Annotated in this window: 10 protein-coding genes; 5 read left to right on the top strand and 5 right to left on the bottom strand. The window is 69.4% G+C overall.

Annotated features, from left to right (window positions below; genetic code table 11):
* Positions 1 to 202 precede the first annotated feature (202 nt).
* Positions 203 to 676 carry a gamma-glutamylcyclotransferase family protein gene (locus tag NB3_RS16260; protein ID WP_067803657.1) on the bottom strand — a complete coding sequence of 158 codons (474 nt, stop codon included), beginning with the start codon at positions 674 to 676 and terminating at the stop codon, positions 203 to 205.
* 175 nt (positions 677 to 851) lie between these two features.
* On the opposite strand from NB3_RS16260, the gene NB3_RS16255 reads away from it, so the two are divergent.
* The 4 genes from NB3_RS16255 to NB3_RS16240 all read left to right on the top strand — a co-directional run bounded on the left by NB3_RS16255 (position 852) and on the right by NB3_RS16240 (position 6,195).
* A complete protein-coding gene (locus NB3_RS16255) occupies positions 852 to 2,255 on the top strand; it encodes an NAD(P)H-quinone dehydrogenase (RefSeq protein WP_067803425.1) in 1,404 nt (467 codons plus the stop codon).
* Between the two features lie 382 nt (positions 2,256 to 2,637).
* Positions 2,638 to 3,618 (top strand): hypothetical protein, encoded by a 981-nt coding sequence (locus tag NB3_RS16250; RefSeq protein WP_067803654.1) that lies wholly within the window; start codon positions 2,638 to 2,640, stop codon positions 3,616 to 3,618.
* 72 nt (positions 3,619 to 3,690) lie between these two features.
* Positions 3,691 to 4,713, top strand: coding sequence for a DUF8176 domain-containing protein (locus tag NB3_RS16245; RefSeq protein ID WP_244891929.1), 1,023 nt, complete (start codon positions 3,691 to 3,693; stop codon positions 4,711 to 4,713).
* A 303-nt stretch (positions 4,714 to 5,016) separates the two neighbouring features.
* Positions 5,017 to 6,195: an aminotransferase-like domain-containing protein gene (locus NB3_RS16240; RefSeq protein WP_067803420.1), complete on the top strand. Its 1,179-nt coding sequence runs from the start codon at positions 5,017 to 5,019 to the stop codon at positions 6,193 to 6,195.
* 45 nt (positions 6,196 to 6,240) lie between these two features.
* Here NB3_RS16240 and glpK read toward each other — a convergent pair whose 3' ends face one another.
* The gene (gene glpK / locus NB3_RS16235; RefSeq protein ID WP_067803417.1) at positions 6,241 to 7,740 is read right to left on the bottom strand and encodes a glycerol kinase GlpK; all 1,500 of its coding nucleotides are present in this window, start codon (positions 7,738 to 7,740) and stop codon (positions 6,241 to 6,243) included.
* Between the two features lie 897 nt (positions 7,741 to 8,637).
* On the opposite strand from glpK, the gene NB3_RS16230 reads away from it, so the two are divergent.
* A complete protein-coding gene (locus NB3_RS16230; RefSeq protein ID WP_067803414.1) occupies positions 8,638 to 10,371 on the top strand; it encodes a glycerol-3-phosphate dehydrogenase/oxidase in 1,734 nt (577 codons plus the stop codon).
* Between the two features lie 7 nt (positions 10,372 to 10,378).
* On the opposite strand, the gene NB3_RS16225 is transcribed toward NB3_RS16230, so the two are convergent.
* The 3 genes from NB3_RS16225 to NB3_RS16215 form a co-directional block, all read right to left on the bottom strand.
* Positions 10,379 to 10,954, bottom strand: coding sequence for a TetR/AcrR family transcriptional regulator (locus tag NB3_RS16225; RefSeq protein WP_067803651.1), 576 nt, complete (start codon positions 10,952 to 10,954; stop codon positions 10,379 to 10,381).
* A gap of 56 nt (positions 10,955 to 11,010) precedes the next feature.
* Positions 11,011 to 12,372 (bottom strand): hydroxysqualene dehydroxylase HpnE, encoded by a 1,362-nt coding sequence (hpnE, locus tag NB3_RS16220; protein WP_067803649.1) that lies wholly within the window; start codon positions 12,370 to 12,372, stop codon positions 11,011 to 11,013.
* Positions 12,373 to 12,497: 125 nt separating this feature from the next.
* Complete coding sequence (locus NB3_RS16215) at positions 12,498 to 13,280, bottom strand: DNA-formamidopyrimidine glycosylase family protein (RefSeq protein ID WP_067803411.1); 783 nt, start codon at positions 13,278 to 13,280, stop codon at positions 12,498 to 12,500.
* Between the last annotated feature and the right edge of the window lie 33 nt (positions 13,281 to 13,313).

Genomic DNA, 13,313 nt, shown 5'->3' with positions numbered 1-13,313 from the left:
TTCGCGGCCCTCTTATGGCTCGCGTCCGAGCGGGCGAGACTCGCGCCTGCGGCGCATGCGCTTCGCCCACTCGGACACGAGCCGGGCCGCGAACCGTGCTCGATGGCCTCGCACTCGGCTCGACCGGGAGTGTGACAGCGGCACAGCCCGGCCCAGCCCGGCCCAGAGGTACGGCCCATGCCGCCTGCGTTGCGGCGCGCGGTCAGCCGAAGTTGCCCGGGCCGACGTTGCGGCTGTTGCGAGTGCGTAGGGCGTGGACGTAATCCTCCGGCGCGCCGGCTTTCTCGGCGGCGTCGGCGATCACGCCGAGGTAGCGGGCCGATGGCAGGCCGCCCTCGTAGGCGTCGAGCACGTAGAGCCAGGCCAGCGTGGACTCGCCACCGTCGCCGTTGCGGGTGACGCGCAGGCGGATCTTCTTGTGGATGCCGAAGTCCGAGCCCTCCCAGCGGTCCAGCCGCTGTTCGTCCTCCGGGGACACGTCGTAGAGCACAACGAACACCCGGGAACCGGGGTCCTCGACGACCGTCGCGAGAGGCCCTTCCCAGCCGATGTCGTCACCGGCGAAGGTGAGCCGCCAGCCCTCCAACCAGCCCGTCCCGGACATGGGGGAGTGCGGACAGCGCTCGAGCATCTGCGTCGAGTCCATGTTGGACCCATAGGCGGCATAGATCGGCACCAGCAAAGGGTAGCCAATAACCTTCGCAGACCGCGTTCGATTGCCGCACCTGCGGCGCGCCGCCCGGTGGGGAACCGTTGCGCACCGGTGACGCGGTCGGTGGTGCGAGGCGGTTGCCGGATAACGTTGACCCCGTGCCGGAGATCCCGGCGCGAAGCACGGAGCGGAGGTATCCATGACCCGCATCGCGATCATCGGTGGCGGACCGGCCGGCTATGAGGCGGCCCTGGTGGCGGCCCAGCACGGAGCGTCGGTGACGCTGGTCGATTCCGACGGCATCGGCGGAGCGTGCGTGCTGTGGGACTGCGTCCCCTCCAAGACCTTCATCGCCTCGACCGGCGTGCGCACCGATCTGCGCCGCGCTCGCGATCTGGGGATCACGCTCGACCCGGCCCAGGCGCAGGTGCAGTTGTCCGAGGTGAACGCGCGCGTCAAGGCGCTGGCGCTGGCGCAGTCCTCCGATATCCGCTCCAAGCTGCAGACCGTCGGGGTGACCGTGCTGGCGGGCTACGGTGAGCTGATCGATCGCGGCAGCGGCCTGGCCGCGCACCGGGTGCTGGCCAAGCTGGCCGACGGCGCGCAGCAGATCATCGAGGCCGAGGTCGTGCTGATCGCGACCGGAGCCAGCCCGCGGGTGCTGCCCGGCGCGGAACCGGACGGTGAGCGGATCCTCAACTGGCGTCAGCTCTACGACCTGGAGGAGTTGCCGGAGACTCTGGTCGTCGTCGGTTCCGGTGTGACGGGTGCGGAGTTCGTCTCGGCCTACACCGAGATGGGCGTGCGGGTGAAACTGGTCTCCAGCCGCGACCGGGTGCTGCCCGGCGAGGACGCCGACGCGGCGCTCGTGCTGGAGGACGCGCTCGCCGAGCGCGGCGTCGAACTGGTCAAGCACGCGCGTGCCGACGCGGTGGAGCGCACCGCCGACGGCATCGTGGTCAAGCTCTCCGACGGTCGCACCGTCTCGGGCTCGCACGCGCTGATGACCGTCGGCTCCACACCCAACACCACCGGCCTCGGGCTGGAGAAAGTCGGCATCGAACTCGATCGCGGCGGCTATCTGCGGGTGGATCGGGTGTCGCGCACGTCGGTGCCGGGCATCTACGCCGCTGGCGACTGCACCGGCCTGCTGCCGCTGGCCTCGGTGGCCGCGATGCAGGGACGCATCGCGATGTACCACGCGCTCGGGGAAGGCGTCAGCCCGGTCCGCCTGAAGACCGTCGCCTCCGCGGTGTTCACCAGGCCGGAGATCGCGACCGTCGGCGTCAGCCAGACCGCGATCGACAATGGCGAGGTGCCCGCGCGCACGGTGATGCTGCCGCTGAACACGAACCCGCGCGCCAAGATGTCCGGGCTGCGACGGGGTTTCGTCAAGATCTTCTGCCGTCCGGCGACCGGCGTGGTGATCGGCGGCGTCGTGGTCGCGCCGATCGCCTCGGAGCTGATCCTGCCGATCGCGCTTGCGGTACAGAACAATCTGACGGTCAACGACCTGGCCCAGACCTTCTCGGTGTATCCATCGCTCACCGGTTCGGTGACCGAGGCAGCGCGTTTGCTGATGCGGCACGACGACTTGGACTGAACCCGGTTCGGCGCACCAGGTGCCGTGTCCGATCCCGGACATCGGGCCCGGTGAAGTCGGTGCGCACGCGGGAGGCGGGCGCTCTTGCCACCCTTGGCTATTCGCTGCGTTGCCCATCGTGCGCACATGTGGTTCACTCTCGGCAGAGATGCGATCGGCTGGACGGTCGCGGAGTTCGGTGTGGGGGGATGGGTTCTTTCCAGATCGGCACGTGCGAACGGCCAGGGTCGTTCGACGATCAGGCGTCTCACCCAGGGACAACTGCATGCGGCCGGTCCGGTCGCACCCGGGAAGGGAATTGCGAAAAGTGAAACATCGTAAGCCGAGTCGGGCGCAGCGAGCGATGGCGAGCACCTCGTTGCCACTGGCCACAGCGGCTGCCGTGGCCACTCTCTTCGCTGCGCCGGCGGGGGCGGCTCCCAACGATCCGGCCACTCCGGCGACACCCGCTCCGGCGCAGCCGGGCGTGAACGAGTCGCCGAGCACTCCGGAGACCACCCAGGCGGAGCCGAACAAGCCGGAATCCAAGCCGGATGCGCAGAAGCCGGAGAGCAAGCCGACGCCGAGCCAGCCGGGCGTCACCACCCCGGAGTCGGACCACGCCGCGCCGGAACAGAAGGATCCGAAGCTGGCCAAGCCGACCCAGCCGGGTGTGACCCCGCCGCGGGTCGCGCCGCTGCCGGTCCCCGGTCAGCAGAAGCCGGGCGAGCCGCTGCCCGCGGTCGTGCCGGATCAGGCGGCGCCGCAGCCGGGTCAGCAGTCCGGGCAGCAGGCCACGCCGCAGCCAGGACAGCAGGCCGCTCCGCAGCAGGGCGCGCAGAACGACAACGCCCAGGCGCGGCAGCCGGAGAGCTCCACGCTGGTGCAGCCGCAGGCGCAGCCGCGCTGGCAGGCGCCGCGGCTGGAGTCGGCTCCGGCCGCGCCGGTCGTGGAGATGACCGGCCCGCACGCGGAGATCGGCGCCAACATCGACGGCGGCGCGATCCTGCCGGGCCACGTGGCCAACACCCACCACTTCAGCAACGAGGCCGGTTACGTCGGCACCATCGGCTACCGCACGCCGACCGGTTCCGGTGAAGCGGGCGTCTCGGTGGAGTTCGTCGACAAGAACACCGTCAAGCTGACCACCTACACCGGTGGCGAGGGCCTGGCGTCGAACAACACCACCACGGTGTTCGACACCACCCAGCTGAACCAGGCCAAGGCCGCGGTGGAGGACTGGATCCGCGAGCAGCCGGGCGGAGCCGCTGCCCTGGATGCCGCCGCACAGGTTAAGCTTCCGCTTCAGCCGGGCGATTTCGCTCCGCAGACCGTCGACGTGGGTGGTGTCACCACCCAGTGGGGTGGCTCACTCCAGTACTGACACGTACAGTTTCGGCGGGTGGGGCGGTCGTTCACGGCCGCCCCACTTGTGTGTCCTGGGAAAGGATTGGGTGTGACCTCCGAGGGTGACGCGAGGGAGAACGAATCCGACCAGTCCGGTTCGGAATTCGGTCCGTCGTTGGGGGAGTTCGGGCCGCCGGTTTCCGAGTTCGGACCGCCCGTCTCGGAATTCGGTCCGCCTGTTTCGGAATTCGGTCCGCCGACGGTGGCCGGCACCGGCCCTCGCTGGCAGGTGCCGCAGCAGCCTACCGATCACCCGGAACTGACTTGGCGCCCCGCGGGCGAGCCGGAGACGACACCCGCGCTGCCGTCGCAATTCCGCGCGCCGGATTCCACCGTCTACACCGGACCTCCTCCCGCCGCGCCCGAGCCGCCTCCCGCCGCAGCCGAGCGCTCGCAGCCCACGGGTGGCGAGCCGCAGGAATCCTGGTGGAATCAGCCGACCGCCGAGGGGGGCGTGCCGAAGCCTCCCGCGCCCTCCGAATCGGGCTTGTCCTGGGCCGAGGACCCGATCGCCATGCGGCTGGCGCTGCGCGTGCCCACCGCACCGGCGCCGGCCCGGCGCAAGGGCCCCTCGCCGCGATGGATCGTGCTCGGTGTGGTCGCCGCGGTCGCGGTGCTGATCGCGCTGACGGTGACCATCATCGTGTCCAGCGGCAGCGACGAGGACCAGGACGGCACGTCCGCGTCGGCCGGACCGAGCACCGTGGCGGTGAACTGCCCGACCCGCACCGAGGGCAAGGTCACCTTCGGCAACGGTCCGGGTGACACGAGCAGTGGGATCCGGGCGATTCTCGGCTTCGAGCATGCCTACTATTCCGAGCGCAGCGCCGCCCGCGCGCACACGTTCGTGGCGCCGGGCGCGAATGTCGAGCCGCCCGCGGACCTGCAGAAGACCATTGATCAGCACATTCCGCAGGGCACGGCCTATTGCCTTCGGATCGCGGAGATCACCCCCGACCGCTTCAACGTGGAGATCACCGAGCACCGTCCCGATGGCACCGAAGCCCAGTACTTCCCGGTGATCACGACCGTGAATCTGGACGGGCGGACCCTCATCTATCTGATCGATTGAGTTCGCTTCGCGGAATCGGGACCTGGCCGCCGGGTCCTCTCCGCGATTCCGGCTGCGCGCGTCGATCTGTCCGTGGATCCGACGGCGACGGTGCGTAGACCGTTCCCGGGCGACGCGCATCACTCCGAGCGAACGCGTGGCATGTTCCTGGGGCTGGGCCTCGCACATAGGTGCATCGGACTGATCGGCCGGATGTCCTCACGGGATGATTGTTTCTCACATATTGAGAATTGAATTTCATATTTTGGTAGCCACTGTGAAACAGTGAGGGTACGCGTACCGTGGCGTCCTTCTGGAGGTTTCATGTCGGCGATCACTCCACCACTGGCCCGGCGTCTCGACGGCCTGACGAGCTCGGCGATTCGGGACCTGCTGAAGGTAGCCGCGCGCGACGACATCATCAGCCTGGCCGGCGGGCTGCCCGACGAGCAATTGATGCCGAGGGACCGGATCGCCGAGGCGGCGGAGTCGGCGCTGGCGGACCGCGCGCGACTGCAGTACACCGAATCGGCGGGCTGGGGCCCGCTGCGTGAAGTGCTCGCCACGCGCGAGACCCAGCGGCTGGGTCGGCCGGTGCCGCTCGAGGAGGTGTTCGTCACCCACGGCTCGCAGCAGGCGTTGTCGCTGCTCGCCGAGGTGCTGCTGGATCCGGGCGCGCTGGTCGTGGTGGAGGATCCGGCCTACGTCGGCGCGTTGCAGGTGTTCCGCGCCGCCGGATCGCGCATCGTGACGGTGCCGCTGGACGCCGAGGGGATGCGGGTCGACGCGCTGGCCGAACTGCTCGGCCGCGGCGAGCGGCCCGCGGTGGTGCACACGGTGAGCAATTTCCACAACCCGCGCGGTGTCACCATGAGCTCGCGGCGTCGACGGGAACTGGCCGAGCTCGCCGGCCGGTACGGATTCTGGGTGATCGAGGACGATCCCTACGGTGAGCTGTGGTTCGACCGGCCGTCACCGGAGCCGATCGCGACGTATTCACCCAACGTGATCCGGCTGTCCAGCGTGTCGAAGACCCTCGCCCCGACCTTGCGGGTGGGCTGGATGACCGCGCCGAACGCGGTGTGCAGGGGCGTGGAGTTGCTGAAGCAGGGCGCCGACCTGTGCGGTTCGGCCCTGACCCAGCAGATCGCCGCCGATCTGCTCGCCGACGCGGACTGGCTGACCGGGCAGGTCGAACAGATCCGGCAGGTCTACGGTGCCCGTGCGCGGGTCCTGGTCGACGAGCTGCGCACCGGCTTCGGCGACCGGCTGGTGAGCACCGATGCCGCCGGTGGCATGTTCGTGTGGGTCGATTTCACCGACGGGACCGACACCGTGCAGTTGTTGCCCCACGCCATCGATCTCGGCGTCGCCTACGTCCCGGGCGAGGCGTTCGCGGTGTCGGGCGGTCATCGGAACTCTATGCGCCTGTGCTTCACCACTTCCGACGCGGCGACGCTGCGTGAGGCGGTCGCGCGCTTGGCGCGCGCGATCGGCGAATAGATCCGGGGCGGCGACTCTCGATTGTGGACCGACTCGCTGCGCTCGTCAGTCCACCCAGCCGTAGGTGCGCTCGACCGCCTTGTTCCACGCGGCGAAGCGCTCCGCGCGCTCCGCCTCCGGCATGGTCGGATGCCAGGTCTTGTCGGCGGTCCAGTTGTCGCGGATGTCGTCGGTGCCCGACCAGTAGCCGACAGCCAGCCCGGCCGCGTACGCCGCGCCCAGCGCGGTGGTCTCGCTGACCACCGGGCGCACCACGGGCACGTCGAGCACGTCGGATTGGAACTGCATCAGCAGGTCGTTGGCGACCATGCCGCCGTCCACCTTCAGCGTGGTCAGCTCCAGGCCGAGTCGCTGGGACTCGGCGTCGGCGCGCATCGCGTCGACCACCTCGCGGGTCTGGAAGGCGGTGGATTCCAGCACCGCCCGTGCCAGGTGCGCTTTGGTGACGAAGCGCGTGAGCCCGGTGATCACGCCGCGCGCGTCGGGGCGCCAGCGCGGAGCGAACAGCCCGGAGAAGGCGGGCACGATGTAGGCGCCGCCGTTGTCGTCGACGCTGCGGGCCAGCGGCTCGATCTCGTCGGCGGAGGAGATGATGCCGAGATTGTCGCGCAGCCACTGCACCAGCGAGCCGGTGACCGCGATGGAGCCCTCCAAGGCGTACACCGCGTCCGCGTCACCCAGGCGGTAACACACCGTCGTGAGTAGACCGTGCTTACTGAACACCGGCGTGGTCCCGGTATTCAGCAACATGAAATTGCCGGTGCCGTAGGTGTTCTTGGCCTCGCCGGGCGTCAGGCACGCCTGGCCGAACGTGGCGGCCTGCTGGTCGCCGAGGATGCCTGCCACCGGCACCCCGGCCAGCGGTCCGGAACCGATCGGCGCGTAGACCTCCGAGGAACTGCGCACTCGCGGCAGCATCGACTCGGGCACGCCGAACTCCCGGCAGATCGCCGAATCCCATTGCAATGAACGCAGATCCAGCAGCATGGTGCGGGAGGCATTGGTGACGTCGGTGATGTGCTCACCGGTGAGCTTCCACAGCACCCAGCTGTCGACGGTGCCGAAGCACAGCTCGCCCGCCTCCGCGCGCTCCCGCACGCCCGGCACGTTGTCCAGCATCCAGCGCAGCTTCGGCCCGGCGAAATAGGTGGACAACGGCAGGCCGGTGCGGTCCTGATAGCGGGACGGTCCCGCGTCGCCGGCCAGTTCGGCGCACAGCCGGTCGGTGCGGGTGTCCTGCCAGACGATCGCGTTGTACACCGGACGGCCGGTCTCGCGGTCCCACACCACGGTCGTCTCACGCTGATTGGTGACGCCCACCGCGGCGATGTCGTCGGCGCCGAGGCCGCCGCGCTCCAGGACCTCGCCGAGAACGAGTTCGGTATTGCGCCAGATCGTTTCGGGATCATGCTCGACCCAGCCCGGTCGCGGGAAGATCTGCTCGTGCTCCCGCTGGGCGACGCCGACGACGCGCCCCTGCCGGTCGAAGACGATGCACCGACTGGAGGTCGTGCCCTGGTCGATGGCGGCCACATAGCGACGCATGGGCTGAGTTTATTGGCCGCGCCTTCGGCGCGGCGTGTTCGCGGCCCCTTTGTGGCTCGCGTCCGAGTGACCGCCGCTGGCGACTTCGTCGCGGACGCGGCGGTCACTCGGACGCGAGCCGGGCCGCGAACGGCGGATGCTCGGTCTCGCTTCGCTCGAAGACGTGGTTGCGGTGTGTTGGGCGCGTAGGTGTCGAAGGCCGGTATCGAGCGCACGCGGTCTGTGGTGGCCCGGTATCGGCTCGGACGCGAGCCGGGCCGCGAACGGCGCACGCTCGGTCTGGCTTCGCTCAGCAACGTGGTGGGGATGAGCTGGGGCGTCGGTGCCTGGTTCGTTGGACGTCATGCGCTGCGCGGTCGGGTGTCGGCTCGACCGTTCTGGGACTCATGGCGTGCGCGGTGGCCGTGGGGAGCAGGGCCGTGGTGGTCTGTAGGCGCATGGGTGGGTTGGGAGGCCGCATCGGTGGTCTGTGCGTGTTGGCTGCTGGGTGCGAGTCGGGTTGGTGGTGCTCTGCGTGTCCGCGGCCCGCTCGCTCCACGGCGAGGACTTCGTGCAAGTCGCTCGGACTGCTTTGGCTGCGAATCGAGCAATGCTCGGTCTCGATCCGGTCGCACGGGGTTCGTCTGGTGCGGTGGCGGCCCGTGACTCGATGTGCGGTGACCGCTGAGGCGTGGGCGCGGATATCCGGTCGATGGGCTTCGGTGGTGCGTGGGGCGCGGTGTCGGGTAGCTCACTGGGCCGGGGAATGGTTCGTCGCTCGGTTAGGGTTGGACTTGTTACCGATGAGTAGGACGGGGCGACACGGATCGGGGCGCGGGCGGTCGATTCGCGGCTGTTCGCCTAGCCTGGAGCTGAACGCTCGATCGGACACATCCGCGTCGGCTGGAGGAGTCGAGCATGGCCAAGAAACCGGAACCGCAGCTTCTCGGGCCGGAGCAGCGCAGGGCGGCCTGGGAGCGCTTCGGCAAGGATCATTTCGATGTGGTCGTCGTCGGCGGGGGCGTGGTGGGGGCGGGCATCGCGTTGGACGCGGCGACCAGGGGCTTGCAGGTCGCGCTGGTCGAAGCCCGCGATTTCGCGTCCGGGACATCCAGCCGATCATCGAAGATGTTCCACGGCGGGCTGCGCTACCTCGAGCAGCTGGAGTTCGGATTGGTGCGCGAGGCGCTGCGCGAGCGCGAGCTCACGCTCTCCATGCTGGCGCCGCACCTGGTCAAGCCGTTGCGTTTCCTGTATCCGCTGACCAACCGGGTGTGGGAGCGTCCGTACGTGGCTGCGGGCCTGATGTTGTACGACACCATGGGTGGGGCGAAATCCGTTCCGGGCCAGCGGCATCTCACGCGGGCGGGCGCGTTGCGGCTGGCGCCGGGATTGCGGCGCGATTCGCTGATCGGGGGTGTCAGTTACTACGACACCGTCGTCGACGACGCACGCCACACCATGATGGTGGCGCGCACAGCCGCGCACTACGGCGCGGTGATCCGCACGTCCACCCAGGTGGTGGGGTTCCTGCGCGAGGCGGACCGGGTGGTCGGCGTGAAGGTGCGCGACACCGAGGACGGGCGCGTGGGCGAGGTCCGTGGACATGTGGTGATCAACGCGACCGGGGTATGGACCGACGAAGTCCAAGCTCTGTCGCATCAGCGCGGCCGGTTCCATGTGCGGGCTTCCAAAGGCGTGCACATCGTGGTGCCCCGCGACCGCATCGTGAGCGACGCCGCGATCATCCTGCGCACCGCGACCTCGGTGCTGTTCGTCATCCCCTGGGGCGCGCACTGGATCATCGGCACCACCGACACCGACTGGAATCTCGACCTCGCGCATCCGGCCGCGACCAAGGCCGATATCGACTACCTGCTAAAACGGGTGAACGAGGTGCTGGTCCAGCCGCTCACGCCGGACGACATCGACGGCGTGTACGCGGGCCTGCGCCCGCTGCTGGCGGGAGAGAGCGACGAGACGTCCAAGCTCTCACGCGAACATGCCGTCGCCCGGGTCGCGCCCGGCCTGGTCGGCATCGCGGGTGGCAAGTACACCACCTATCGCGTGATGGCCATCGACGCGATGGACGAAGCGGCGCAAGACATTCCGGCTCGCGTCTCGCCGTCGATCACCGCCAAGGTGCCGCTGCTCGGCGCCGACGGCTATTTCGCGCTGGTCAATCAGACGGTGCAGCTGGCCGAGAGCTACGGGGTGCATCCGTACCGGATCAAGCACCTGCTGGACCGGTACGGCTCGCTGATCGCCGACGTCATGGCCTTCGCCGAGGACAAACCCGAACTCCTGCAGCCGATCACGGACGCGCCGTCCTACCTGCAGGTGGAGGCGGTCTACGCGGCGGCGGCCGAGGGCGCGCTGCATCTCGACGACATCCTGGCCCGCCGGACCAGGATCTCGATCGAGTATCCGCATCGCGGAGCCAACTGCGCCGAGCAGGTGGCCCGGCTGGTCGCCCCGGTCCTCGGCTGGGACGACGACGAGATCGACCGGGAGGTCCGCACCTATCAGGCGCGGGTCGAGGCGGAGATCCTCTCGCAGACCCAACCGGACGACGCCTCCGCAGATGCCCTGCGGATCGCCGCGCCCGAGCCGCGCCCGCAGATTCTGGAGCCGGTGCCGTCGGAGGGCTGAGCGGTGGTCAATCCTGGCCTGCGCGCGCTTCCATGCCCATCGCCCAGGCGACCAGCGAGCGCAGATAGCGCAGTACCAGCTCGTCGGGGTACTCGATCGGATCTGTGAGGTGCAGCCGGGCCAGTTCCTCCATGGCGGCCAACAGGATTCGCTCTGTCGGCCCATTCGGATCCACGGTCGCCCCGAGATATCTGGACAGATGGCGCGCGCCGATCGCACGCGCGTAGGCGCGACCGAGCGCCAGCCGTTCGCGCAACTCCGGCGGCCCGCCGTCGAACGGGCTGAGCATGATGCGCCAACTGGTCGGCGCGGCGTGCAGATACGCGAGGATGCCGCGGCCGACGCGGTCCACGTCACCGTGCTCCCAGTCCACGCTGCGCACACCGGCGAACGCGATGGCCGATTCGCGGTCGAGCAGCGCCGATGTCAGCCCGGACAGATCGGTGAACTGCTGGTACACCAGCGCGCGTGCCACCCGCGCCTCGCGGGCAACCCGGTCGATGCTCACCGCGCCGAAGCCCTCGGTGGCGACGATGTCGCGCGCCACGTTCAGCAGTTGGGTGCGGCGGTCGGCGGCGGACATCCTGCGCTTCGGCCGCGCCTCGGTGATGCCGCGCTCGGCCGTGGAGCGATCCGTGGTCACGCCGTCGAAGGTAGCTCGAGCAGCAGTTCGACCGCCCGCGCCGCACTCTGCGCCGCGCTTTCCATCGTCGCCGACCAGTCGGTGGCGGTCCAGTCGCCCGCGAGCGCCAACGTGGGCACCGACGTGCGCTGGGCCGGTCGCAATGCGTGGTTGCCGACGACTTGCGAGAAGGTGGCTTTGGGCATGCGCACGACCTGGGCCTGCACCACGTTCGCCGCTCGCGCCGCCGGATAGTAGCGGCGCAGCAGCGCCATCTGCTCGGCGACGATCTCCTCACTGGACTTGTGGATCTGCTCGTAGGCGCCACTGGTGGTCAGGCAGTACAGCCACGCCTTCTCGGTGCTGCGCCCGGTCATCCGCTGGCGATCGAAGACCTCGTCGATGACGCCGGTGCCGCCGATCAGCGCCTCGAACTCGGCCGTGGTCCCCAGCGGGCGATCGAGATACAGGTTGGTGCTGACGATCGGCGTATAGCCCAATTTGTCGGCCGCCGCGTATATCTCGGCGTGCTCGGGCAGCTCGTCGAGCAGGCCGCCGATGTTCGAGTTGGGCACGGCGCACACCACCGCGTCGGCCGGGATGGTGCTGCCGTCGGCCAACGCGACGCCCGTCACCTTGCCGTCCGCGATATGGATACGGCGGGCCACGGCCCGGTAGCGCACCTGGACACCGTGCTTCTCGAAGAGCCGCAGCGCCCCGGTGACATACAACGTGTCCAGATCGGTGGTGGGGTAACCGATGTCGACGGCCTGCCGGTGGCGCAGGCCCAGCCGGATGCCGGTGGCCAGCACATCGGCGAACACCTTCGCCGACTCCCGCTGCACCGGCTCCGCCGCGATGCCCAGCGCCAGCCAATCCCACAGTGCCTCGCGGGCTTTGGCGGGCATGCCGACCCGGTCGAACCATTGTGCGGTGGTGAGGTCGGCCAGGTCGGCGGGCTGGCGCAGGCACTGCCAGCCGAGCCGGAGCGTGGCGATCGTCGCGCGCACGCGCTCGAGCGGGTTCGCGTCGGGATGCGCGCCGGACAGCGTGCGCAGCGCGGCGATTCCTTTGGTGCGCATGGTGACGCTGCGGCCGCCGGGCCAGCGCAGTGTGCCGCCATGCGGGAAAGCGACGTATCGGCGGGTGCCGACACTCGTCAGATAGCGGAACAGGTGGTCGTATCCGCTGGCGATCACGTGCTGACCGTTGTCCGGCGGATCGTCCACCGCCTCGGCGCGCATGGCGTGGGTGCGTCCGCCGAGCCTGCCCCTGCGCTCGAGCAGGGTGACCTGCTTGCCCGCCTCCGCCAGCCAGACCGCCGAGGCGAGCCCGGCCAGTCCGCTACCGATCACCACGTAGCGCCGTGGGTCGCTCATGCCGCCTCCCGCCATAACTGACAATTTGTAAGTTAGGTGGGCGGGCGATGCGCGTCAAGAGCCGTCGGCTGATATCAGCTGGGGGACAGGGAATTCCCGCCGCGTTCGGATGCCGGAACGTTCGATCATCCGGGCGGGGCGGGCTGACAGCGAGGGCAGAAGAAGATGCCGCGTTCTCGCTGCACCACCCGGTCGTAGTCTGGCGCGCTGTCCCCGAGCAGGTCGGCGACGAGCGGGGTGCCGCAGCGCTGGCACGGGCGATGGGTACGGCCATAGGCCAGTGGGCGCCGGGGAGGCTTCGCCACCGCCTCGGTCAGGATGCGGTGCGCTTCGTTGACCATGGCCAGCAGGTCAGGGACATCCCCGACCCTGGTCGCGGGGTGGACGCGGCGCAGAAAACAGACCTCGCTGCGGAAGATGTTCCCGATACCGGCCAGATTGCGCTGGTCGAGCAAGGCGACGCCGATGGGCTGATCCGGATACCGTTCCAGTCGCCGGACCGCTTCGGCCGCATCCCAATCCGGGCCGAGCAGGTCGGGGCCGAGATGGTCCACGACGAGGTGCTCGTCACGTGCCCGCACCACCTCGACGGTGCCCAAGGAGAAACCGACGGCTTCGACATCCGCGGTGCTCAACACCACCCGCGCGGCGACGCGGGGTTTCGTCCAGCGCTGACCGCAGTGGAATACGCGCCAGCTCCCCTCCATCTTCAAATGGGTGTGGACGCTCACGATGGGCGTCCGGATGAACAGGTGCTTCCCGTAACTGCCGACGCTCTCGACCACCTGTCCGCGCAGATCCACCGTCGCGTATCGCGGCACCCGGAAGTCGCTGCGCGTCAGTTCTTTCCCCGCCAAAGCCGCGCGGAGCCGTTTCGCGGCCAGGAAGACGGTGTCTCCCTCAGGCATCGGGCGGCTCCGGCGCGTCGGCGTAGGATCGCG

Origin of the sequence: Nocardia beijingensis NBRC 16342 (assembly GCF_001612785.1) — a bacterium.
Taxonomy (GTDB): Bacteria; Actinomycetota; Actinomycetes; order Mycobacteriales; family Mycobacteriaceae; genus Nocardia; species Nocardia beijingensis.
The sequence above is the reverse complement of the archived record's forward strand: the minus strand, read 5'-3'. Positions and strand labels throughout refer to the sequence as shown.